We start from the raw sequence: 24,736 nt of genomic DNA, 5'->3' as shown, positions 1-24,736 counted from the left end.
AAAGCGGGTGTAAGCAGGTGCTGGAAAAAGGTAAGATTGCAGGACGGCAATTTATGATACTGGTCATTTTTTATATAATGGGCAGCGCGATTTTGTTTATTCCGGGGAAGCTTTCCGCTCCGGGCAAACAAGACAGCTGGATTTCGGCTTTGGTCGCCACGGGAGTCGGTCTGCTTATTGTTTTAATATACAATGTTATCGGAAGACGAAATCCGGGTATGACTATCGTGGAATACAGCGAGCATGTTCTGGGGAAATGGTTTGGAAAAATAGTCGCTTTAGTCTTTTTGATATTTTTTCTTATCCTAATTGCTCTTGATCTCAGGGATATAGGGGACTTCTTGTCGACGCAAGCGATGCCCGATACACCTATCCAAGCGGTACTCATACCATTTTTATGCGTGGTTATGATCGGGATGCGGTATGGCTTGGAAGTGTATACGCGCTTTGCGGAGTTATTTTTTCCCGTCGTTCTGTTATTGTGGTTCATCCTGCTAATATCGCTTTATCCGGAAATGAAATTTGAGCATATACAACCTATCTTTGAGCATGGGTTTAAAGGAATAGCAATCACAGCACCTGTCATGGTTGGATTCCCTATGAGTGAACTTGTAGCCTTATTAATGATTTATCCTTACGTGAATCAGAAGAAATCGGCAGCCAAGGGGTTTCTCGTCGGTACGTTGATCGGTGGAATAATGTTAACTCTTCTTACCCTTGTGTGCATCCTGGTTCTTGGAGTTTTCGGAACCGTAAGCTCAACTTATCCAAGCTATTTGTTAGCTCAAAAAATCAATATCGGAGATTTTTTTCAAAGGGTTGAGGCGCTTATGGCTATAATTTGGTTTTTTACCCTCTTCACCAGAGTGTCCATCTTCTTTTACGCCATAGTGTTGGGATTGGCACAAGTCATGAAACTTCAAGACTACCGGCCATTGATTTTACCGCTTGGTCTCTTTTTGCTCTCCTTCGGCCAAACGGTTTCGCCAAATATTATCCACGTTATCGGGGCAACGAAGAATGAATGGGCAATGTATCAAATGACGTGCGGCGTTTTTTTCCCCCTTCTCTTGTTGGGTGCGGATACTCTTCGACAAAATAGGGGGCGGAAGCTTTAGACAGTAGAATCGGCGTTAAAAAGCATTTCACGCCAGCCGTCTATTTCCATTGAATAGTTGTTTATTATCTTTTAAAATAATGAGTGCAAACGCTTTCTAGAAGGTCGTTGGCAGTCGTGCTTTTATTTGGGGAGTGATGGAGATGAAGAGGAATTGGTACCGCCGAATGCTGCTATCGTATTTTCCCATCTTTTTGTTTACCGTGACGATCTTAATCTTCTTGTCCTTTATCGTGGTTAATGACATCTCGCATAAAGAAACCGTGAAGGCCGACCGGATTACAACCAACTATATGGTGGACCGGCTATCTCGTTCGCTTAAAGGGATTGAGATGGACGTGCTGGAGGAGGTTGAGAAAAACGATCGGTACCGCGATTTTCTGAACACGGAGCTTACGCGCGAGAATCGTCAGGTGCTCTTCGACGTAGTCGACAGCATGCGGACGCTCGCCGCAAACGATAGCTTGATTAATTCTATTTACGTATACAGGATAGAGGACAAGCTGGTGCTGACGCGCAGCGGACTTGTGGCATGGGATGAGTTCTCCGATCGGCCATTCGTCGAGCAAGCGTTGAAGAATCCGGACAACCAGGGTTGGTCTCCGATTCGTGAGTATCATGAGTTCAGCACGGAGCAGGATAAGCGAGTTATTTCAATTTATAAAAGAGAGCCGCTGCCCTTCGGGACCGAAGGGCTCATCGTCGTCAACGTCGATATGTATGCGGTCGAACAGATGATCAGATCCATGAAGATCGGCGAATTCTCGTTTGTCGATGTTCGCGACGAGTCCGGGAATTTGTTGTTTTCCACACGTTCAGCGGATTTATCCGAACATGCGGAGAAGAGCGGCAGAGTGCTCAATCGGGTTGAGTCGGAGCTCCTTGGATGGCAGTTTGAGAGCGGAATCGACGCCGGGCAGCTGTTTTTATGGGTGTCGGTCATATCCTATGTCTGGGTTGTCATAGGCGTGCTGACGGTTGTTTTTGCCATCTTCTACATCATCTATATAACAAGAAGAAACTATAAGCCGATCCGGGTCATGATGAATCGGATTGAATCGATTCAGCTTCGCGAGGATGCGTTTGGGCTGAAAATGGACGAGCTGTCCATGATCGATCGTACGCTGGAAAACCTGATCCAACAAACCGCGGATTTCGAGAAGAAACAGCGCGAGAACTTGCTTGTCAGCAAGCGCCAACTGTTCCACGACATCATGCAAGGCGATGATCCTGAGTCTGTAGCTGACCGATTAAACAAGCTGGGGCAGCTTCCTAAGGGAGAGAAGCTTGATCAACTAGCTTTCATAGTGGTCGAGATAAGCCATTACCGCGATTTCCGCAGCCTATTTTCCGTACGGGATCAGCATACGCTGAAGTTTGCGTTGACGAACGTTCTGCAAGAGCTGGCGCAAGCAGACGGCATGTATGGCTGGGCGGAATGGATAGCGGAGAACCGTATGGGCATGATTGTCGGTTTGGGCGGAGGAAATTCGTCGGTGAAGGAGAAGATTCGGATATTCGCAGACAAAGGACGGCTTTGGGTGGCCGAGCATTTGCGGCTATCTTTGCTTTTCGGTGTCGGGCATATTGAGCGGGAGTGGGAACAGGTCGAACAATCCTACAAAGCGGCGGTTGACGCGCTTCACCACAAAATGTCCCTCGGCAAAGAAGCGGTCATTATGAGCGAGGATTTGCCCGGAGACGCGGGCCGGAAGTGGTATAAATATGTGCAATACGGTTCTGAGCTTGTAAGGGAGTTTAGGCTTTTAACAGGCGAATGGCGTGCGTATCTGGAGAGATTGTTCGGGTTAATGGAGACGGATTGCTTGAAGGATGAGGATATCAGAATGGTTTTGCAAACCATGATGGATATGCTGGGAAATGAGCTGTCGGAAATGTCCGGCGATTTGCGCGAGCATTTCAAGGGCGCGGAAATTGCCGCCAAGCAGAGAGCAGCCGACGAAACGGTGACGCTTAATGAATTAAAGGCTCTCTATTTAGAACGTTTGACGGAAATATACCGCACCTATGTCGCACACAGCGAAACCAAAAATCATCGCGCGATGATTAATGAACTGAAAGCTTATATCGAAGAAAATTTCGAAAACCCCGATTTATCTTTAAAACACCTAAGCGATCGGTTTCATATTTCAGGCAAATACGTCAGCTATTTATTTAAAGAAGAGTTTAATATGAAATTCGTTGATTTTATCGTGAAGCTGCGGATGGAGCGGGCGGAGGAGCTGCTTGCCGAAACGGAAGAGTCAGTACAGAATATTGCCCTTCAGGTCGGGTACGCGAATTCCATCACGTTCGGACGCGTCTTCAAGCGAATCGTCGGCGTGACGCCGGGAGATTATAGAAAGCTGAAGTTTAAGCCCGGAAAAGCCCGTCAGTCCTGGGATATTTGAAAATAGTTTATGATGCGACAATGGTTTCTTTTTGAAAAATATGGAAATAAAACTCGGGTTTAGAGTTCGGAAACTAGTTTATTGCCGCCTTCTCGAATGTCATGACATACTGTGGTCATTCCGATTCGGGCCGCTGAAGCTTTACTGAAAGCGCTATCCTAATAAAGATCAGCGGTCTGCCCGGTACAACATTAATCGATGAAGGGGTTGGAAACGATGATTAGTATGATGAGAAAAAGAGGTGCTTCGCAAACGAAGAAAGCTGCCTTGGTGCTCCTGGCTTGCTCCTTGCTGTTTACGGCATGTTCATCAAATTCGAAGCCTGAAGCTTCAAGCGGAACGAACGCGGGGACGTCGAAGGAACGGGTCACGCTCAAGATTGAGGTGTTCGACAGAGGCAACTCGCCGGCTGGCTCAACGATTACGGACAACTATTTGACGAAATTCGTTCAACAAAACTTCGGCGATCCGAACAACATCGATGTCGAATTCGTGCCAGTACCGCGCTCGGAGGAAGTCGAGAAACTGAATGTTCTGATGGCCAGCGGCAGCAACGTGCCGGATATCGTGTTTACTTACGATCCAAATACATTCAACCGTTATGCGACGCAGGGCGGTTTGACCGATGTAGGACCGCTGCTTGACGAGCATGCGCCTAATTTGAAAGCCTTTCTTGGCGATGATGTACTCGGCTACGGCCAGTTCCAGGGCACCCAGTTCGCCGTCCCTGCGATTCGCTCGATTGTTGGGAAATACGCGTCCTTCATCCGTCAGGATTGGTTGGATAAGCTAAGTATGCCGGTTCCGCAAACGACGGAAGAGCTGTATAACGTATTGAAAGCATTTAAGGAGAAGGATCCGAGCGGGACTGGCGGCCAAGTTATCCCTCTGGGCATGACGATCGCTTCCGCTCAATACGAACCGCTCATTTGGTCTTTCATTAAGCCAACGACGGAGGAACAAAAATACACGTTGATGCAGCAGCTCGGCTCCAACGATTATCCGACTCTTCTTCCAGGCTTTAAAGAGGGGCTGCAGTTTATGAATAAGTTGTACAATGAGGGCTTGATGAGCAAGGATTTCGGTCTGGACAAAGACAAGAAGAAATTAGGCGAAGACGTTTCGAATGGGAAAATTGGCTTCTTCAGCGAGGATGACATTAATCCTTTCTACGATAAAGGAAGTTACGATGTGCTGCAGCAAAACGTTCCAGGAGCTTTGCTGGCTTCCGTAGATGTGTACACGAATGAGGAAGGAAAACACGCTAAGCCGATGTACGCGCCGAACGGACTTTATATCATGATTCCGAAATCAAGCGAGCGCTCGGTCGAGGCCATTAAATATTTGGAATGGATGGCGACCGGCGACAATTTGTTTAAGATGCAAAACGGCGTTGAAGGCGAAAATTATACGATGGTCGACGATATACCGGTTACTGTTGAGAATCAGACAGAGGAAGCGAAGAACCGCTTGTACAATTCAGGCGATATGGCCATTATTTCGAACGGCAAGCAGCTTGGCAGCATGGAGAAGAACCTGAAGGCCCGAGAGCTGCAGATGCCGAAGAAATTCCAGGATCAGGTGGCAGCCGCGCAGAAGGTGGCGAACTCCGACGTGATACCGCCTGTGTTAATGGACAGACCGATCGAAGCGCAGACGAAATACGCCACGACTTTGCTGGATAAATTCAATGAGATGATCGTGAAAACGACGATGTCAAAGCCTGAGCAGTTCGAAAGTATCTATGAAACGATGCTGAAAGACTACATGGCTAGCGGTGGTCAGGCGATATTAGACGAGCGTACGGCCGTTTATAAAGAGATGCTGGCCAAATAACGACTGAGTGGGCTTGGTGAACGCGAAGGGACGGGGCGCGGCCTCGTCTCTGCGCGTGAACCGATTGCATAAGGAGGAGACCGCTGTGAGTTTGAACGCCTATTTCCGCAGATATTGGCAGCTGTACGCGCTGCTTGTATTGCCGCTTGCTTATTTCATCATTTTCAAATACGGCCCGATGTACGGAATTCAGATTGCGTTTAAGGACTTTAATTTCTTTCAGGGCATTATGGGAAGCGAGTGGATCGGCCTCGAGGCGTTTAAGGAAGTATTCGGCATGCGCGATTTTTACTTGACGCTGCGCAATACGCTGATGCTCAACTTTCTCGATTTGCTAGTTTCATTTCCAGCGCCGCTTATATTGGCTATTATGCTCTACGAGATGAGGACGCTATGGTTTAAGAAGCTTTCGCAGACCATTCTCTATATTCCGCATTTTATATCCTGGGTCATTATTGGCGGAATTGTTTATCAGGTGTTCGGAACGCAGTCCGGTATGATTAATAATTTAATTACCTCTATGGGCTTCGAAGCCATCCCGTTTCTGACGGACAAGAACGATTGGCTAATCACCTATTTGCTAGTAGGCATGTGGCAGAGCGCCGGCTGGGGGACGATTATTTATTTGGCTGCCCTTACTGGCATAAACAAGGAACTGTTCGAGGCTGCAGGCATAGACGGAGCGGGCAGGTTTAAGCGAATTTGGCATATTACGCTCCCCGGCCTTAAATCGACCATTGTCGTGCTGCTCATTATTAATCTGGGACATATGATTTCAATCGGCTTCGAGCGCCCGTATGTAATCGGCAATTTGGCGGTGCGCGAATACTCCGACGTGCTCAGCACGTTTGTGTACCGGATCGGACTCCAATCGGGCCAATATACGCTGGCGACGGTTGTCGGTTTATTCCAAGCGGTGGTAGGGCTTGTCTTTGTGCTTGGCGCCAACTATGCCTCTAAGAAGCTCACGGATGAAAGCATCCTCTAGGAGCGATTGCTAGCATATATCCATCCCGATTTTCGACCATTTGAAAGGAGCGGACGCTGTGAGAGAGAAAACTGCCAACCGCGTTTTCGATACCGCCAACTTTATCGTTTTACTCGTTTGCACGTTGATTTGTCTAGCTCCATTTCTTCATATAACGGCCATTTCCCTTAGCTCGGCAGGACCGATTTTATCCGGGAAAGTGAGCCTGCTTCCGGTTGACTTTAATATGGAAGCCTACTCTAAGGTGTTTTCCGATTCCTCGATGATTCGCTCGCTTGGATTTACGGTGCTGCTAACCAGCTTGTTCACCGTCTTATGCATGCTAATGACGATCGCGATCGGTTATCCCTTGTCTAAAAAAAAGCTCAAGGGCCGCAAAGCATTCATGTTCATTGTCGTCATTACCATGTTTTTCAGCGGCGGAATCATCCCGGAATATATTTTAGTCCGCAATCTGAATCTGCTCGATTCGATATGGGCGCTTGTGCTTCCCGGACTGATCAACCCTTTTTATTTAATTATCTTAATTAGTTTCTTTAATAATATTCCGGAAAGCCTGGAGGAGTCTGCCGAAATCGACGGCAGCAGCCACTTTCGGACTCTGCTCAGCATCATGCTGCCTCTATCGCTGCCGGTCATAACGACGCTCAGCCTGTTTTACGCGGTAGGCCGCTGGAACGGATTTACGGACACGCTGATGTACATTACCAGTCCGGAGCTTTATCCGCTTCAGCTTAAGCTTTATCAGCTAATCCAAAACAACATGATTACGGATCTCCTGCAGATGGAAGGAGCGCAGATGGCGACCGTCGTTCCGGAAAGCTTGAAGGCGGCCAGCGTAATATTCGCCACCGTGCCTATTCTGATCGTTTACCCGTGGCTGCAGCGATACTTCGTAAGCGGCGTAATGCTTGGAGCAGTGAAGGGATAACGGAAGAGGAATCGCATGGCGGAATCGCGTGAAAATGACGGCTGAGGAAAGAGTGGGGAAGAAGGATGGGCATATACGATAAGCTGGTCTCTTTGAATGACCATTGGGTAAAAGACGGCATGGATCATCAGGTGCTTGAAAGCGGCAGCCGGTTCTACGGGGGAGTTGCCGATCCCGTGAACGGCCTCGCTTGGCCCAGCCACGGCGGAACGCCGATGGTTATGGCATTATGGATTTCCGCTCTCATTAATGAAGATTCCAGGTTTTATCACGATAAGGAGCTGCTTATCAGCTTAGAGCTAGGTGCAAGGTACATGCTGCGGTTCCAGCATGCCGATGGAACGATTTCGCCGCCATGGACGAATATGCACTCGCCTCCGGACACCGCATTCGTCGTAAGCGGCTTGGCACAGGCTTATGAGCTGCTTGCCGCCCATGCATGGGAACCTTTGCGCCAAGCGGCGGAGGATATCCGGCTGTTTCTGGAGAGGACCATTCCGGCTTTGCTGACAGGCGGCTGCCACACCCCGAACCACCGCTGGGTTATTACGGCGGCGCTGGGGTTTATGTATAAACTGACAGGACGGCCGGAGCTGAAGGAACGGGCGGACCAGTGGCTTGCGGAAGGAATGGATTGCACGGAAGACGGAGAGTGGACGGAGCGGAGCAATGGCATCTATAACGCCGTCAGCGATATCGTCCTTTTTTATGCGGCGGAGCTGTTCGACCGGCCGGACCTGCTGGAGCCGGTACGCCGGAATTTGCGGATGATGGCCTATATGATCCACCCGGACGGAGAGGTGGTAACGGATTATTCCGGCCGTCAGGATTTAGGAAGCAAATACGATATGGGGAGTTATTTTCTGGTGGCCAAGCTGATGGCCAGCCTGGACCGGGAGCCTCTATTTGCGTCAATTGCCGAGCTTGCCGGCGATGCGCTGAAGCACCCGGGGTGGCTGCCCAACAACGCGCTTATTGGTTTGTTGCGTTATCCGGAGCTTCGTGATTGCACGGTACAGCCTGAAGGGCTGCCGGATCCCTACCGAGTCGTCATTAACGGCGGCTTTCCGCGCGAGAGATACCTGAGCCTGATGGAGGCGGCAGGACATGGCGGTCGAATCTACCACAGTCGGCTGCATCCCGATTTCGGCGCTCCGGTGGCCAGGCATCGGAATGGAGCAACAAGCGCGACCGTCATCACCGAAACGACTTCGTTTTTTGCGCTGCGGCATGGTGCGGCGCGGCTGCTCGCGGTGCAAGTCGCAACTTCCTTCGAGCCCGGCTTCGTCAAGCTGAAGCGGCTGGAGGAGCTTGAGCACGGTTACCGGTTAACGGCGACTGAGAGCAAGGGGTATTACGGCCCCGTATCGAAACGGGATTTGCCGGAAACCGCCGGCGGGGAGGTCAGCCCCTGGTATTTGCTGCCGCATCATTTGAGAGAAGTCACTCATGAGCAGCAGCATCAAGTCGAGGTTGTGTTAACGGAAAGCGAGCAAGGCTGGAAAATTCGCGTCCACTGCGATCAGCCGGAAGTATTAATGACTCAAATTTCTTTTGTGTTCGGCAAGGAAGGCGCGTTATCCGGGGGAGGACTAGTGCCGGCAGCGGCTGGAACCCTGTTTTGGGAAAAAGGGACAGTCCGCTTAACCGCCGGAAGCGATTGGATTGAGCTGGACGGAGGCGCGCACGAGCATCGGGCTAAGGCGCTTAACAATACCAACTATCCGGCAGATTGCCAGACGCTGATCGTGAATTTAATGACTCCGTATGACAGAACGTTCGATATTAGGCTGTCGCATCAGGACCGGAATGACAGCAAGCATGAGGAATGAAGAGGTATGAGCGTATATATGGAGCCGCGAGAAAGCGCGCGTTACTGGTTCGGCGACGATGAGCGCCGTATACTGGAGGTGCTGTCAGGCCGTTATGCCGGGGCAAATCCTCCCGTTCCCTTCGCGCTGCGAGCGTTTGCCAAAACGGGTGTGCTGCAAACCGGGGAAGGGCTATACGATATGGATTTGTCCGTCAAGCTGCCGGAAGCGGCTAACGGCGATTACGCTTACGTTTACGGACTCGTATGGAGCGACGACGAGCGCTCGATCGACGGCATCATGGAACCGCTCGGCCCGGTAAGGCTGTATGTCAATGAAGAGCAGCTGTACCGATCGAATACGGTAGACGAAATGAAGCCGGGTGCGAGAGCCGTTATTCCTCTTCTGCTGCGCAAGGGCTGGAACGCTATCCTTGTAGAAGCACGCAAAACGGATGCTGGCTTCGGTTGCCGCTTCGGGGCCGATGAAGCAAAGGTCCGCATTATGCAGGTGTTGGCTCCGTTCGCAGGCAGGGAGGGGAGCGCGGGCTGGGTCTTTACTGGGTCTATGAAAAGTCAGCTTTACGGAAGTGAAAGAGGGTTTCCCGATTTCAAGCATGCTGAAGAGGAAACCGGCTTAACATGGCTTCCGCGGAGGAGGTGGACGGAGGAGGAAGCGAAGCGGCCGAACTGCGAGCGGCTGTTCGGCCGTCCCGTTCAACCGGTCGCGGCTTACGGATGGAGCGGATTGCAGTTGCCGGCAGGGGCGGACACTTTAATACTGGAAGGCCATGCTTTAGGAGCGACCTCAATATGGCTGGATGGATTAAAGGTTGTCGGGCTTCAGTCTGCCGGCTCCTTTCGGACGCAGGTGTCCGCAGGCTCCGGATTCCGACAGCTGCTCGTACAAAGCGTAAGCGGCTCTGGCGGCTGGGGATTCGAATTAAACGTTTATTCCGAAGGCAGGCTGCTGCCACTCGAAATGCCGGCTGCCGTCCATGGCGCAGAAGGAGCATGGCTGTACGCGGGACCGATGGATCCGACGGCAGAGCCTGACCCATCGGCGGTTTGCACAACGGCTGCCCTTTATCCAGCCGTCGATTCTGAGGGCCGCGCTGTCGGACATACGTATTGGATGGTTGATGCTCCTCATTCAATGGTTAGACCCTACTATGAGAACGCCATGCTGAGCAACAAATGGACCACGGGAAGCGCTACTAATTACGGGCGCTGGGATTATCCGCTCGGCGTTACGATGTATGGGCTTCTACGTACCGCGCGAGAGCTTAAGCGGCAGGATTTGGCAGATTACGCGCTGGGCCACATCCGAAGTTGTACGGATAGGTATGAATATTCGTTGTGGGACCGGGATCAATACGGGTTTCCGTCAGTTAACCACCAGCTCGTCTTGATTAAGATGCTGGACAACTGCGGCTCGTTCGGATCGGCTATGCTTGAAGCCTATTTGCAAACGGGAGATGAGCGCTTTCGGTCAATAGCCGATGTTATTGCCGAATTCATGCTTCGCAAGCTGGAGCGCCGGGAGGACGGAGCGTTCTACCGGCTATGCCCAGGAGAATATGCGGCCGATACGATGTGGGCGGACGATCTGTACATGAGCGCCCCTTTCTTGATACGATATGCTGCTGCAACGGGGCAACGCGAAGCGCTTGATGAAGCGGCGAGACAGTTTCTGCTGTATAAGCGCTACTTATTTATGGAGCCGGAAGGCGTCATGTCGCATGTTTTTGACTTCAAATACGTCAAGGCGACGCGTGTGCCCTGGGGGCGCGGCAACGGCTGGTGCCTATTCTCGTTGTCCGAGCTGCTAGAGAAGATACCGGAAGATCATCGGGATCGGGAAGCACTGCTCGCTATGTTCCGGGAGCTTTGCTCGGGTGTAGCTGCGCTGCAGGCGGATTCGGGTTTATGGCGCCAGGTGTTAAACCAGCCGGATGCGTATGAGGAAGCTTCCTGTACCGCGATGTTCGCTTATGCCTTCGCCAGGGGAGTGCGTTTCGGCTGGCTGGAAGGAAGGGATGGTTATGAGGCCGCCGCGCAAAAAGCCTGGCAGGGTCTGACCGGCGGGGCGATCGATCGTCAGGGCAATGTGCACGGCGTATGCAGCGGCTCTCGGTATTCCTTTTCTCCTGAATATTATATGCATGATTTACGGACCGTAGTGAACGACAATCACGGCATAGGTATTATGATGCTGGCGGGAGTGGAAATCAGCCGGATGAAATCCGCAGTTGCGGAACCGGTCCAACCTTCCTCGTTACCGATTCGTAATTGATATGAACGGCAAACCAAAGCCTTAATCCTTGCAAGAAGCAGGGTTAAGGCCTTGGTTTTTGTGTGTTCCTAGGGCAATGTGGACGGAATTCTCACTTTTCACCAGCTTTTAAATAGCTTATAATTATCAGATAATAGTAGATATATTAATCTATAAATAATTGCATAGGGTATAAGGATGGTAAAAATGAGCAACGGAGAAGCTAAAACAGACGTCATCTTAATAGGTGCCGGAATCATGAGTGCGACTTTAGGGACACTTCTGAAAGAATTAGTGCCGGAATGGGAAATTACAGTGTTTGAGAAGCTCGAAAATGCAGGAGAGGAAAGCTCTAACGAATGGAATAATGCAGGAACAGGGCATGCGGCACTGTGCGAGCTTAACTACACTGTCGAAAAACCAGACGGATCTATAGATATTAGCAAAGCTATCCAAATTAATGAACAGTTTCAGCTTTCCATGCAGTTTTGGTCTTATCTTGTAAACAGTAAGCTGATACGTAATCCGCACGACTTTATTATGCCATTGCCTCATATGAGTATGGTACAAGGGGAACAAAATGTAACGTTTTTAAAGAAACGTTTTGAAGAGATGTCGAATAATCCACTGTTTCAAGGGATGGAATTTTCCGATGACCCTGGAAAACTGATGGAATGGATTCCGCTTATTATACAAGATCGTCCATCGAATGAACCTATTGCGGCAACAAAAATCGACTCTGGAACCGATGTCAACTTCGGCGCTTTAACGCGCATTTTGTTTGAACACTTAAAGCGTAAAAACGTCGATATCAAATATAAACACAGCGTTGATAATATTAAACGTACTAGCGACGGCTCGTGGGAACTGAAAGTTCGAAACGACGCCGGTAAAGTCGAACGCCATACTGCAGAATTCGTCTTTATCGGAGGCGGGGGAGGAAGCCTGCATTTATTGCAAAAATCCGGTATTCCTGAAGGAAAACATATTGGAGGATTCCCGGTAAGCGGAATATTCATGGTGTGTAATAATCCGGATGTTGTAGCGCAGCATCATGCAAAAGTATACGGAAAAGCTAAGGTTGGAGCTCCTCCAATGTCTGTTCCGCATCTTGACACAAGATTTATCGACAATAAAAAATCGTTGCTATTTGGACCGTTTGCCGGCTTCTCGCCAAAGTTTTTAAAAACCGGTTCAATGTTTGATTTGGTAACTTCCGTTAAACCGGATAATCTCGTAACTATGTTGTCGGCAGGCGCAAAAAACATGTCATTGACAAAATACCTGATCGAGCAAGTTATGTTATCGAAAGAAAAGCGCATGGAAGAGTTACGAGAGTTTATCCCGAACGCCAAAAGCGAGGATTGGGATTTAGTAGCGGCGGGCCAACGCGTGCAAGTTATCAAAGATACTGAAGCTGGCGGCAAAGGTACACTTCAATTTGGTACGGAAGTTGTTAGTGCCGCTGACGGCTCGATTGCAGCATTACTAGGTGCTTCTCCAGGTGCTTCTACTGCTGTTCACGTTATGCTCGAGGTAATTAATAAATGCTTCCCGCAACATGTGAAAGAGTGGGAACCGAAAATTAAAGAAATGATTCCTTCTTACGGCGTGTCGCTAATGGAAAATCCGGAGCTTCTGCACGAAATTCATACTTCAACAACAGAGACGCTTGGTCTAAGCGAAAAAGAGCTAGTCTATAGTTAATTCTAAAACAAAGAATCCTTTGATCTATCTATAGATTGAAAGTACAATAAACTGTTCCAACCTTTTACATTCGAAAACGGCATGCGACACGGGATGGGTGCGCAAGCGATCGACTTCGTCCTGTTTCCCGCGGCGATAATGGCTGCAATCATGGGGCTAGTGACACGACATAATGATGTGTAACAACATGTCGGATGACAAGAATGTATACTGATTCCAGCCCGCGTAAATCGCGGTTTTTTATTTTATCGGTACATATTTTTATATAAACCAATGTAAAGAATGTGTACGATTGCCGATTGCGGCCAAGAATGTGTACCCTTTAAGGTACGTTCGGAGTAATCGTACTGATTGTCGATTGTTCTGATGCTACTACCCTTTGAGAAGCGAGGACATTTCCGTTAACGTCTATTGCCCATACCGATATGAGGACATTTGACGTATTTAGGATGCCGAATTGATACTCATACTGATCTAATGAGTTAACAAAAAATGACTTCAGCACTTTAATGTTTGGATTGATGGTGAACAATTCATGCACATACGGGAGCTTCGCGCTGTTCGGAGGCAAGTAGAACCCGATGATCTCAATTACGGCCGTGCTAATCGGATCGTCGTTCAAGATTTCGATTCGAACCGTTTGTGTTCCGGGCGGCCCCAAAATCGGACCTGTTGACAGTACCTGGCTAATTTGCTGAGTAATAAATGGATCTGACGTCAAAAACGGGGTTATTTCCGCCACATTACCCGGATCGATGACCCTGTCGCCGGAGCCAATCGGAGCCGGACCGGTCGGACTGCCCCACCAGTTGTTGGTCGCATCCAGTCGGTCATTAGGCGGCGTGACGTTATATGAGCCAGCCACAATTTGCAGCCCTGCATTCGAATTTCCCTGTATACTATTGTACTTGGCCCGAATATTGGCGTTCGGCACCCCTGTAAAAAAGGTCGTAACGTTGATGCCGTTGGAAATACTATTATGCAGAATGTTCCGTTCTATATCTGTTTGGTTCGTGCTTCCGCCAAAGAAAATCGAACTTCCTTGTGTATCCGTCATGTTATTTTCGAAAATTTTAACATTATTTGTGTTTGCCAATGTAATCGAATTATCAGTCACCATCCGGTTGTTCGAGATGATGATATCGGTTGTCGCTGTTCCGGCTGGAGAGAAGTTGACCGAAGCCAATTGATGACCAGTGAACAAGTTGCTGTCAACCCAGATGTTCGATGTCGTCATATCTGATAGAATGCCGTTTCCGGATCCTGCACCTGGTTGATTGTTGGAACGCAGGAAGTTTTGGCGAACCTCGGTATATCGCGCCCCGCTAGAATTGTTAAGAATACCAAAGACATTGTTCTGAATAATGTTATTCATTACCCAGTATCCGGAAAAGGCTGCTGAAGTAAAAATTCCCGGTCCTGTAGTGTTATTCTGAACAGTAAAACCGTCAATGACCACTCGATCAGCTACTGCTTGAATTAGGGCGATCGATGGTCCTGTTACGATTGATTCCGTCGATGCGATACCGGATCGGGTCCGTGCATCCACACCGGCTTGAGCGCCTAGCAGTTGGATCGATTTGTTAATGATCACCGTTTCATTATACACGCCCGGGGCAACCCTGACGGTATCGAATTCGTTAGCTGCTGCGATTCCCGCGTTGATGGTCGGAAATCCGCCAGGTCCCACAAAAATTTGGTTAGCTATGGTACCGATCCCTCCCTCATTCAGCTGTGTTAATAACCATAGTCATTGTATATTCGCGGAATGGACTGCGTGATTGGTTAGTTGCCCATGCTCGAAAATAGGGCTTCTGTCATGCATCGGACTTCAACCCGTAGCAAAACACAAACAAAAAACCTTCAATCAGATTATGATCGAAAGTCTTGAATCATTTTTCAAATGCTTTAACGAAGCAGATTTGTTAATGAAACATCACTTGATTAAATACCCCATCTTGCCGCTTGTGTATGTTTGATATTCATGGATATTACAGGTCTCAAGTTGTCTGTTACCTGATTGTTATGGATGGAATTAAGAAGGTTGCTTTATGCTGCACGTATTCTCCATGATGTCCTTAGCGATGTCCCATGTCTTAACGGGTCAAAAGCCCTTTCTTTCCTTCGTCACATCTATTTAAGGGGTGGAGGTCGGGATTTCTAACGGAACGGGTAGATACGCCTCGATAATGGTGACGATCGATTTCGGAACCCCTATCGATTTGAAAATGGATATGACGCTAATCGGGTCGGTGGCGCTTATCAAGGAGGCAAACGTAAAGGCTACTATCAAAGGCAAGTTAAGTAAATATTAGCCGAGGAATATGTCATATCTCACGGCTATCTCGCCTAGACCGCATGTCATCCTCCGAGTAGACGACGTTCTGGTTATCGTCGGAGATGAGAGTACTTTGGATAGAACCAGTCGATATCTGAATAGAAATCGGGACGCTTAAGTCTCATCGACAAGCCGGCAAGGGAGTTCCCTCGCCGGCTTTTTAGCGTTTATGTATTCTGTTTATAAATCGTCCATAATTATACATACAACTTATTTTAATAATATAGGTTGTCAGTTGATCGAGCGTCTGTTATAGTTTTATATAATTTATAGTCACTTATCTTTGAAAAACGGGAAGGAGGATCGGCCAAACGATTCACGGGAGGAGAAGAATGACCAACATTGATTTAAAATCTCTTAGTATTTCGTTAGGAATTCTGGGCGTATCCGTCGTCGTAAGCAGATGGGTCGTGCCTTACTTCTTCAGATTCTTGATCAGGTCTTTTCGCGATTCGAAAACTTCGATGCTCTCCGATGTAGGGGAAGCTTTTGAAAAGCCCGTTCGAGCGCTGATTATGATTATCGGACTTTATTTCTCGATAAAAACGGCTCATTCGGAAACCGCGAGTTACGGATGGGTGAACAGCGCGTTTCGTTCTTCCTACGTCTTTCTGCTAGCCTGGGGTCTGATGCGTTTAACAAGCATCTCTTCCCATTGGATTGAGGGCATCGGTAAAAAGCTCAATTTCGAAGTCGATCGAATCCTGCTTCCCTTCCTATCGAAAATCCTACGCGCAGTTATCCTTTGTCTGTGTTTTACGGTTATCGTTCAGGAATGGGGATACGAAGTAACCGGGTTTATCGCGGGACTTGGGCTTGGAGGTCTTGCTTTTGCGCTAGCCGCCAAAGATGCGATTTCAAACATTTTCGGGGGGATCGTCATCATCACCGAAAAGCCGTTCACGTTGGACGATTGGATTGAAACGCCGAGCGTGGAAGGTACGGTTGAAAGCATAACGTTCAGGAGTACGCGCATTCGGACTTTCGCGCAAGCTCTCGTAACGATGCCAAACTCCACTTTGGCCAACGAGCCCATAACGAATTGGTCGAGGATGGGTAAACGTCGGATTACGTTTCATCTCGGTCTCACTTACTCGACCTCGACAGAGAAAATTACGGCCTGTCTGGATGCAATCCGTGGAATGCTTGTAAATAGAGAGGACATCGACCAAGAAACCATTTTCGTGCATTTGGACCGTTTCGGGCCGAGCAGCCAAGATATTTTCCTCTATTTTTTTACGAAAACGACGCAGTGGAGCGAATGGCTTCAGACGAAGGAGTCGTGCATGATCGGCATCCTTGAAATTCTTGAAAGGGAAGGCGTATCGATTGCCAAGCCGAGTACGAGCGTCTATTTCGAAACAGCATCGTCCGACCAGGTCAAGAATAGGTCTTCGCTAGAGGCGACCCAAGCCGACTAATCGTTGTTGACAACATAATTAATCTCATAAAATAAGCGAGCCTTTCGGGGGTCGCTTATTCATCTTTTGTTCGTATTTGTTGAAATATAGCGGTTTTCATCCGAATTACACCGAAATAACAATGTAATAAGTTTATTAATCTTATTATCTCATGATTGCTTAATAGGAAGCGATTTTTCTTCAATTTGAACAGAGCATCATTCGGGAGAATACGTGAGGATAATGCTGGAAATTGCTGCTCAGCCCTTCTCATCCAAGCTGAGGAGGGCTGAGCCTGCGATACGGGCTTATATCAAAGGTGAGCCTGCAAGCGGTGCATGTTACCATAATTAACGTGTTCTAATCTCATACCGAAAGGAGTACGAAAAAATGAAGAAGTGGGGTCACGCTGGTCTTTGCTTGGTGTTGTTCGGCTTGTTAGTGGGGTGCGGCAATGGAGGTAATGCTTCAAGCGAAGAAAGCTCTCTTAGCAGTGCCGCTGTCAAAACAGCCTCGGAAACGACGCTAGCCAAAGCTCAACGGGAAGGTTTTATTTCCGTCGGGTTCGCCAACGAACGTCCTTATGCTTATGCGACGCCGGATGGAAAGCTTACCGGAGAAGCCGTTGAAATCTCGCGCAAAATCTTGAGCAATCTGGGAATACAGGAGATGGACGGCGTGCTGACAGAGTTCGGCTCCCTTATTCCCGGTCTGAAGGCCAAACGGTTCGATATGATCACGGCAGGGATGTTCATTACTCCGGAGAGAGCGCGGCAGGTCGCCTTCGCGAATCCGGAATACAGCATAGGCGAAGCGATAGCGGTGAAGAAAGGAAACCCGTTAAATCTGCATAGCTACGAGGATATAAAAGCGAATCCGAAAGCCAAAGTCGCGGTTATGGTCGGCGCGATCGAAGTCGAGTATCTGAAGAATGTAGGAGTCGCGGATTCTCAAATCCTGACCGTACCGGATCAGCCTTCGGCCATCTCCGCCTTGCAATCCGGCCGAGCGGACGCGATCACGATGACGGGCCCTTCCCTGCAAGCGATGCTGGATTCCGCAAAGGACAATAAAATCGAACGGGTCATGGATTTCACGCAACCCGTCATCGAGGGAAAAAGCGTGCGCGGTTATGGTGCAGCCGTATTTCGGATTGGCGACGATGACTTTAGAGAAGCCTTTAACGCAGAGCTCCAGAAGCTTAAGGAGTCCGGAGAATTGCTTGAAATCCTGAAGGAGTTCGGCTTTACGGAGCAAGAGCTGCCAGGGGACGCTACCGCGGAGGAGCTAGGCAAGTAATGGAATGGCTATCCTTGGATTTATTACCTCCTTTGCTTAGAGGCTTCAAGATCACCTTGCTCCTGACTTTATGCAGCATTGCCGTAGCTCTCTGCTGCGCTTTCCTAGCCGGTCTTGCACGGATCTCGAAATATGCCTGGTTACGCGGAGTCGCGACCGCTTACGTCGAGGTCTTCCGCGGAACTTCGCTTCTCGTTCAGCTTTTCTGGATTTACTTCGCGCTCCCTATGCTGCTGGATATCCAGTTTTCTGCTCTGGCGGCCGCCGTTCTGGCGCTCGGTCTCAACTACGGCGCATACGGTTCGGAAGTAGTGCGCAGCTCGATTCTATCCGTTCCGAGGGGACAGATCGAAGCGACGATCGCCTTGAATATGACGGTTTATCACCGAATGAGAAGAGTGATCTTGCCCCAGGCCTGGTCCATGATGCTGCCCGGATTCGGGAACTTGCAGATCGAATTGCTGAAGGGAACATCGCTCGTCTATCTGATTACCTTAACGGACTTGACTTATCAAGGCATGATGCTCAGATCGTATGATCTCTCCCGGACGGCAGCCATTTTCGCATGGCTATTGATTCTATACTTTATAGCCGCATATGCCTTGACTTTATTCATTAGATTCGCGGAGCGCAGAGCCGCGGCAGGGAGGGGTTAACCGATGTGGGATTGGGATTATGCAGAATTCATCCTGCCGAAGCTGCTTGAGGTGATCCCTGCCGCGCTCGCGGCAGCCTTGGCCGGATTTATGCTGGCGTCTTTGCTCGGACTGCCAATCGCGCTGGCCAGAAGATCGCGTAGCAAGTGGATCGCATTACCCGTGGCCGCGGTTACGGAATTTATCCGGAGCACGCCGCTGCTGATCCAGCTTTTCGTACTGGTATTCGTATTCCCGACATCATTCGGGATTACGTTGTCGCCATTTGTTGCCGGAGTCGTCGGTCTAGGCATTCACTACAGCACCTATATGTCGGAAGTATACCGCTCCGGGATCGATTCCGTGCCTAAGGGCCAATGGGAAGCAAGCATTGCGTTGAATTTCGGCAAAGTGCGTACTTGGACCCGAATCGTGCTTCCCCAATCCGTTCCCCCGACGATCCCCGTTATGGGGAATTACTTGATCACCATGTTCAAAGAGACGCCGACTTTGTCCGCCATTATGGTAGTGGAATTGCTCATGACGGCGAAAGTCGTAGGCTCCGCTTCGTTCAAATACGTCGAGGCTTTCACCTTGGTCGGTGCGATTTTCTTCCTCCTGAGCTACCCTTCGGCCTTGCTGGTACGAGCGTTGGAAAGACGGCTGCAACGAAGCGAGAGGAGGACGTTACTGAAATGAGTCAGAATAATCCGAAAGACGAGCATGATAAACCGCTCGTTAGCTATCGCAAGATTACGAAATCGTTCGGCGATCGCACCGTTCTAAAAGAATTGGATCTGGACGTTTATCCCGGCGAGAAAATCGCCTTGATCGGGCCGAGCGGTTCCGGCAAGACAACGATAGCCCGGCTGCTGATGACCTTGGAAAAGCCGACTTCCGGCACGATAGAAGTAGAAGGAGAGATGCTCTGGCTTATGCCGCGCAAGGGGAAGCTCGTCCCGGCGAACGAGAAGCATTTGCACCGCGTACGCAGCAAGATCGGAATGGTGTTTCAACATTTCAATCTGTTTCCCCACATGACGATTCAGCGCAATGTTACGGAAGCGCTGGTGCACGTCCTTAAAATCCCGAAATCAGAAGCCGATGAACGCGCCATGCGCATGCTGGAACGGGTAGGCCTGCAAGAACACACGAACCATTATCCTTCGCAATTGTCAGGGGGACAGAAGCAACGAGTCGCCATTGCGAGAGCCTTGGTCATGCAACCTAGCGTCATGCTATTCGACGAAGTCACTTCGGCGCTGGATCCAGAATTGGTCGGCGAAGTGCTTGACGTCATTAAAGGAATCGCTTCGCAAGGAGAAATGGCCATGATTCTCATTACGCATGAAATGGATTTCGCCCGCGATGTGGCGGATCGGATTCTGTTCACAGACGGAGGCGTCATCGTCGAGGAAGGGACGCCGGAACAAGTATTCCAGAATCCGCAGAGCCCCAGACTGCAAACGTTTCTTTCCCGGTTCTTGAACGGGAGCTCCGACGGCAGGACGGGGAGTCGCGTAGCGGCAGGAGCGGAACAATGAGAGGATTAAACCATCGACTCCCGCCTCTCGTTTATCGGATTCCCGGACAAGAAGACGGCCCTCGTATATGGGAAATGGTCCGGGATAGCCGCAATCTCGATTTGAACTCGTCTTACTTTTACTTGACGATGAGCCGATGGTTCTCGTTAAGCTGTAGAGTAGCCGTGGAAACCGAAAGCAATACTCTGATCGGTTTCGTCATCGGTTTTCGCCAGCCTGAACAGCCGGATACGCTGTTCATATGGCAGATTGCGGTGGAAGCGCGCTATCGGGGAAAAGGAATTGCCCGGAAGCTGCTCGACGAAGTGACGGGGCTTCCGGATATCCGGTTCGTGGAAGCGACCGTTGCGCCCTCGAATATCGCCAGCCGTTCCCTGTTCTTGAAATGGGCCCAATCGCACGAGTCGTCCGCCGTTCTCTGTTCCGGCTTCGGCGAGGACTGTTTTCCGGGAAACGAACACGAACGCGAGGATTTATTTCGGATCGGACCTTTAAGCGAAAGACGAGGACCAAGGAGGAGAAGTATTGATGAATCAATCGCAATTGAAAAGCAATGACTTAAGTACTTTCGACCAATACGAATCGGAAGTGAGGAGCTATTGCCGTTCGTTCCCTACGAAGTTTCAACGCGCTACCGGGTACCGGATGTGGGACGTCGAGGGCAAACCCTACATCGATTTCTTTGCTGGCGCCGGAGCGCTTAATTACGGACACAATCCTCCGGAGATGAAGAAAAAGCTGATCGGCTACTTAATGGAAGACGGTATATCTCACACTTTGGATATGGCATCGGAGGCCAAGGAGACCTTTCTGAATCGATTCAACGATGTGATATTGAAGCCCAATAGGTTGAGTTATAAAGTCATGTTTCCCGGCCCTACCGGGACCAATTCGGTGGAAAGCGCGCTGAAGCTGGCCAGAAAAGTAACGGGACGTCAGACGATTATGAGCTTTACGAATGCGTTTCATGGAATGACGCTAGGCGCCCTGGCGGTTACCGGGAATAAGTTCAAGAGAAAAGGGGCGGGAGTTCCACTGAATCATGCCGTTTCTATGCCTTACGACGGGTATATGGGTTCGAATACGGATACGCTCGAGTATATTGAGAGCTTTCTTAAAGACAGCGGAAGCGGAATTTCTCTGCCGGCAGCCGTCATCGTGGAGACCTTGCAGGGCGAAGGAGGCATTAACGTCGCTTCCAACGAATGGCTGATCGGTTTGTCCGAGATTTGCAAGCGTTTCGGAATACTTATTATCGTAGACGATGTCCAGATGGGCTGCGGGAGAACGGGATCCTTCTTCAGCTTCGAAAGGTGCGGCATCATTCCCGACATCGTATGCATGTCCAAATCCATCGGCGGTTACGGGCTCCCTATGGCGATCACGTTAATCAAACCGGAATTGGATCAATGGAGTCCAGGGGAACATAACGGGACATTTCGCGGGAATAACTTGGCTTTTATCACGGCTACAGAAGCCCTCACCTACTGGGAAACCGAACAATTCGCCGAGGAGATCAAGGTCAAAGCCGGACTGCTTCGCAACGCGCTTGACGAGTTCGTATCCGAATTTCCCGAATTGAAAGGAGAAGCAAGAGGGATCGGATTGATGCAAGGCATCGCGTTCGAGCCCGGCATCGCAGAGAGAATATCGAAAGCCTCGTTCGAACGCGGGCTCATCATGGAAACCTCGGGAACGGACAGCGAGGTCATTAAAATTATGCCTCCGTTAACGATCGACAGAGACGGGCTCGCGAAAGGTTTGAACATACTTAAGAACAGTCTACAAGCAGTCGCCGGCGAAAAAAACGCGATATTAAGCCATTAAACGGAAGGGAGAGCCGGAACCATGATCGTTAGACATTTGGAAGATCGGATCGGCACCGAAAACGACGTCGCCACTTATACTTGGAACAGCCGAAGATTGTTGTTAGAGGAGGACGGGGTCGGATTTTCCTTGCACGACACCGTCATCAAAGCGGGGACGGAGACGTTGATCTGGTACAAACATCACGTCGAAGCCGTCTATTGCATCGAAGGAGAAGGCGAAATCGAGCTAACGGAGACCGGGGATAAATATCCGATTCGGGAAGGCATGATGTATGTCTTGAACGGGCATGAAAGGCATTATCTCAGAGGAACGACCGATATGCGAATGGTGTGCGTGTTTAATCCGCCTTGTACCGGTCGGGAAGTGCATGACGAAGAGGGCGCTTACGCGGCTTCAAAAGCCTAAAATTCTTTCGAGGAGCGTGAATACGATGTCCGTAGTCTTAGATCCATATCCAACACGCAAACAACCCGAGCCATCCTTGGTTGATCGACTTGATCCCGTTGTTTACGATCATGAGATCAACCAAACCGAGATCGATTTAACCCAACTGGCCTTTTACGAAGAAAACGGTTATTTATTTCTGAACGATTTCTTTAGCGAGAGGGAAGTAGAAGATTTCAAAACGCAAACGCGTCAGTTATTATCTTCCTGCCGCTCTTCGACGGCTCCGGAGGTCATTCTCGAACCGGGCGGGGACGAAGTCCGTTCCGTGTTCGCGGTGCACCAGAATCATTCTTTCTTCAAGGAGCTTGCCGCGCATCCGAGACTCGGCGGTATCATACGGCAAATTCTTGGTGGTCCGGTCTACGTGCACCAATCTCGCATTAATTTCAAACCCGGCTTCACGGGAAAAGAATTTTACTGGCATTCCGATTTCGAAACTTGGCATGCGGAAGACGGGATGCCGAGAATGCGAGCGCTAAGTTGCTCTATTGCCTTGGAAGACAACAACCTGTTTAACGGAGCTTTAATGGTAATTCCGGGTTCTCATCGAGTATTTCTCAGTTGCGTAGGAAATACACCTGACGATCATTACAAAGATTCTCTAAGGAAGCAAGAGGTGGGGGTACCGGATCAAGAAAGCCTAACCAAGCTCGTCGAGCAAGGGGGGATTCAAATGCCGGTGGGAAAAGCGGGATCCGTCCTGCTGTTCGATTGCAATCTCATGCACGGTTCAAGCAGCAACATATCGCCGTATCCGCGCAGCAATGCGTTTTACGTATTTAACAGTGTCAAGAACCGACTTCAAAGTCCTTTTTCCGCAAGCAAACCTAGACCTACGTTTATTGCATCCCGTTAAAGGAACAAGTTCAATAATCCAACCATGCATAAAGTAACTTGTTCCAATTAATATATTCACCGGAGGAGCCTTGCCAAAGGCTCCTTTTTGTATCAGGGTACATATTGATCAGAGCATGGTGCCTTATTAGATTGGATTTCTAATTCCTATAAAAGACTAATTCTACTATATCCAATAGGTTTAACGGATAAACCCCGGTGATCATCGCAGTTATTGTTTCAACGATAGTCACGCCGCCGCTGTTAATGTTATTGCAGAAACACCAAAGTGGCATTACCTCCCTTTAGAGGTAATGCCACTTTGCAATTAACAACTGATTTTTTGTAAATTCTCACTTCACAATCATAACGGGACAATTCGCTCTCTTTGCAACTTTATGACTAACACTGCCAAGGACAAACTCCTGTAGACCGTTTAGACCTCTGCTTCCTAATACAATGAGATCCACATTATTTTCGTTAGCGTATTTCACAATGGCTGGTCCAGGCTCACCATGCAGAATTCTTGTCACAGATTTTACGCCAGCTTGTGCCGCTTTCTCTTCAACAGCAATAACACGCTTTTTTCGTAAGTCGGTACGATCAAGGTCATTCCAATGGTGCAATACATCCGCTTTTACATTGGCTGCATCAAGGACGTACACAATTACGACAAGGGTTTCCGGGTCACAAACGGCAATCTTCATCGCTTGATTAGCAGCCCTTAGAGAATGTGGAGATCCATCTGCGGCTATCAATATTTTTTTATACAAAGGTATGTCCTCCTCTGATTTTACAAGCGTTCCCCACGTTTTACCTTTTCGAGAGCTTCTTCTAAATCTGTTTTACGGATTCGCCAATGCCGGCCAATCTTGAATGCTGGAATTCGTCCTTCATTCACTAATTTGTAAGTAGAAACCTCGCTGATTTGCAAGTATTTAGCAACTTGCTCGACAGTCATAATTTCATGCTCCAAGTGGAAAACTCCTTAATGTAAGAAATTAAATGGTGTAGATATAACTCAATTATACCCAAATGCATTAAAAATGTATATTTTAATTCATTTTTAGCTCAATAAACCCCGATATCAAGAGAAATTTAAAGGAATCGGTAGAATTTCTAGATAGAGAGCGCTTTCTTGACAAGAATGGTGCCTCGAAATAAAGATGTGAACTCTGTATAATCCAAAAAGGAGAGAGGCATCGGACAATGTCATTAAGTTAAACTCAAAGACAAGACAGGGAATAAAAATGGAATCCGAAACGGCATGGGGAAAAGCCCTGTGCCGTTTGTTTTTTTGGTGCAAGCAAGGAAAAAGAGTACAGCAAACAAAG

At 49.0% G+C, this 24,736-nt stretch carries 20 protein-coding genes and 1 pseudogene; 17 read left to right on the top strand and 4 right to left on the bottom strand.

From position 1 onward, the window contains the following. Positions 1–17: 17 nt before the first annotated feature. The 8 genes from E2980_RS19190 (at position 18) to E2980_RS19155 (ending at position 13,075) form a co-directional block, all read left to right on the top strand. Complete coding sequence (locus tag E2980_RS19190; protein ID WP_167747189.1) at positions 18–1,118, top strand: GerAB/ArcD/ProY family transporter; 1,101 nt, start codon at positions 18–20, stop codon at positions 1,116–1,118. Positions 1,119–1,260: 142 nt separating this feature from the next. Next, the gene (locus tag E2980_RS19185) at positions 1,261–3,528 is read left to right on the top strand and encodes a helix-turn-helix domain-containing protein (RefSeq protein ID WP_135153836.1); all 2,268 of its coding nucleotides are present in this window, start codon (positions 1,261–1,263) and stop codon (positions 3,526–3,528) included. Positions 3,529–3,753: 225 nt separating this feature from the next. Further along, a complete protein-coding gene (locus tag E2980_RS19180) occupies positions 3,754–5,364 on the top strand; it encodes an extracellular solute-binding protein (protein ID WP_240703109.1) in 1,611 nt (536 codons plus the stop codon). 85 nt (positions 5,365–5,449) lie between these two features. Then, the gene (locus E2980_RS19175) at positions 5,450–6,352 is read left to right on the top strand and encodes an ABC transporter permease (protein WP_135153835.1); all 903 of its coding nucleotides are present in this window, start codon (positions 5,450–5,452) and stop codon (positions 6,350–6,352) included. Positions 6,353–6,410: 58 nt separating this feature from the next. Then, positions 6,411–7,283 (top strand): carbohydrate ABC transporter permease, encoded by an 873-nt coding sequence (locus E2980_RS19170; RefSeq protein ID WP_135153834.1) that lies wholly within the window; start codon positions 6,411–6,413, stop codon positions 7,281–7,283. A 65-nt stretch (positions 7,284–7,348) separates the two neighbouring features. Continuing rightward, positions 7,349–9,115, top strand: a complete 1,767-nt coding sequence (locus tag E2980_RS19165) for a hypothetical protein (protein ID WP_240703102.1) — start codon at positions 7,349–7,351, stop codon at positions 9,113–9,115. Between the two features lie 6 nt (positions 9,116–9,121). Further along, the gene (locus E2980_RS19160) at positions 9,122–11,389 is read left to right on the top strand and encodes a glycoside hydrolase family 88/105 protein (RefSeq protein WP_135153833.1); all 2,268 of its coding nucleotides are present in this window, start codon (positions 9,122–9,124) and stop codon (positions 11,387–11,389) included. Positions 11,390–11,575: 186 nt separating this feature from the next. After that, the gene (locus tag E2980_RS19155; RefSeq protein ID WP_135153832.1) at positions 11,576–13,075 is read left to right on the top strand and encodes a malate:quinone oxidoreductase; all 1,500 of its coding nucleotides are present in this window, start codon (positions 11,576–11,578) and stop codon (positions 13,073–13,075) included. 322 nt (positions 13,076–13,397) lie between these two features. On the opposite strand, the gene E2980_RS19150 is transcribed toward E2980_RS19155, so the two are convergent. Next, positions 13,398–14,684 (bottom strand): right-handed parallel beta-helix repeat-containing protein, encoded by a 1,287-nt coding sequence (locus E2980_RS19150; protein WP_167747188.1) that lies wholly within the window; start codon positions 14,682–14,684, stop codon positions 13,398–13,400. A 573-nt stretch (positions 14,685–15,257) separates the two neighbouring features. Further along, positions 15,258–15,386, bottom strand: a pseudogene (locus E2980_RS24790) (cation:proton antiporter domain-containing protein); the annotation flags it as partial. 359 nt (positions 15,387–15,745) lie between these two features. Between E2980_RS24790 and E2980_RS19140 the strand changes: the two are divergent. The 9 genes from E2980_RS19140 (at position 15,746) to thpD (ending at position 23,424) form a co-directional block, all read left to right on the top strand. Continuing rightward, positions 15,746–16,834 carry a mechanosensitive ion channel family protein gene (locus tag E2980_RS19140; protein WP_135153830.1) on the top strand — a complete coding sequence of 363 codons (1,089 nt, stop codon included), beginning with the start codon at positions 15,746–15,748 and terminating at the stop codon, positions 16,832–16,834. A gap of 369 nt (positions 16,835–17,203) precedes the next feature. Continuing rightward, positions 17,204–18,112: an ectoine/hydroxyectoine ABC transporter substrate-binding protein EhuB gene (ehuB, locus tag E2980_RS19135; RefSeq protein WP_135153829.1), complete on the top strand. Its 909-nt coding sequence runs from the start codon at positions 17,204–17,206 to the stop codon at positions 18,110–18,112. Beyond that, the gene (gene ehuC, locus E2980_RS19130; RefSeq protein WP_135153828.1) at positions 18,112–18,768 is read left to right on the top strand and encodes an ectoine/hydroxyectoine ABC transporter permease subunit EhuC; all 657 of its coding nucleotides are present in this window, start codon (positions 18,112–18,114) and stop codon (positions 18,766–18,768) included. The genes ehuB and ehuC overlap by 1 nt, the downstream gene beginning before the upstream one ends. Positions 18,769–18,771: 3 nt before the next feature. Continuing rightward, the gene (gene ehuD / locus E2980_RS19125; protein WP_135153827.1) at positions 18,772–19,446 is read left to right on the top strand and encodes an ectoine/hydroxyectoine ABC transporter permease subunit EhuD; all 675 of its coding nucleotides are present in this window, start codon (positions 18,772–18,774) and stop codon (positions 19,444–19,446) included. Continuing rightward, positions 19,443–20,291: an ectoine/hydroxyectoine ABC transporter ATP-binding protein EhuA gene (ehuA, locus tag E2980_RS19120; RefSeq protein WP_135153826.1), complete on the top strand. Its 849-nt coding sequence runs from the start codon at positions 19,443–19,445 to the stop codon at positions 20,289–20,291. Before ehuD ends, ehuA begins: the two co-directional genes overlap by 4 nt. Further along, the gene (ectA, locus tag E2980_RS19115; protein ID WP_135153825.1) at positions 20,288–20,848 is read left to right on the top strand and encodes a diaminobutyrate acetyltransferase; all 561 of its coding nucleotides are present in this window, start codon (positions 20,288–20,290) and stop codon (positions 20,846–20,848) included. Before ehuA ends, ectA begins: the two co-directional genes overlap by 4 nt. Beyond that, on the top strand, positions 20,820–22,118 hold the full coding sequence (gene ectB, locus E2980_RS19110) for a diaminobutyrate--2-oxoglutarate transaminase (RefSeq protein ID WP_135153824.1): 1,299 nt from the start codon (positions 20,820–20,822) through the stop codon (positions 22,116–22,118). Before ectA ends, ectB begins: the two co-directional genes overlap by 29 nt. 21 nt (positions 22,119–22,139) lie before the next feature. Beyond that, on the top strand, positions 22,140–22,526 hold the full coding sequence (locus E2980_RS19105) for an ectoine synthase (RefSeq protein WP_135153823.1): 387 nt from the start codon (positions 22,140–22,142) through the stop codon (positions 22,524–22,526). Between the two features lie 25 nt (positions 22,527–22,551). After that, on the top strand, positions 22,552–23,424 hold the full coding sequence (thpD, locus tag E2980_RS19100; RefSeq protein ID WP_240703101.1) for an ectoine hydroxylase: 873 nt from the start codon (positions 22,552–22,554) through the stop codon (positions 23,422–23,424). A 331-nt stretch (positions 23,425–23,755) separates the two neighbouring features. Here the strand turns inward: thpD and E2980_RS19095 are convergent, their stop codons facing one another. Together E2980_RS19095 and E2980_RS19090 are read right to left on the bottom strand one after the other, a co-directional pair. After that, positions 23,756–24,175, bottom strand: a complete 420-nt coding sequence (locus E2980_RS19095) for a universal stress protein (protein ID WP_135153821.1) — start codon at positions 24,173–24,175, stop codon at positions 23,756–23,758. Between the two features lie 20 nt (positions 24,176–24,195). After that, positions 24,196–24,363 (bottom strand): helix-turn-helix domain-containing protein, encoded by a 168-nt coding sequence (locus tag E2980_RS19090; protein ID WP_135153865.1) that lies wholly within the window; start codon positions 24,361–24,363, stop codon positions 24,196–24,198. Positions 24,364–24,736: the final 373 nt, after the last annotated feature.

Origin of the sequence: Cohnella luojiensis (genome assembly GCF_004564235.1) — a bacterium.
Taxonomy (GTDB): domain Bacteria; phylum Bacillota; class Bacilli; order Paenibacillales; family Paenibacillaceae; genus Cohnella; species Cohnella luojiensis.
The sequence above is the reverse complement of the archived record's forward strand: the minus strand, read 5'-3'. Positions and strand labels throughout refer to the sequence as shown.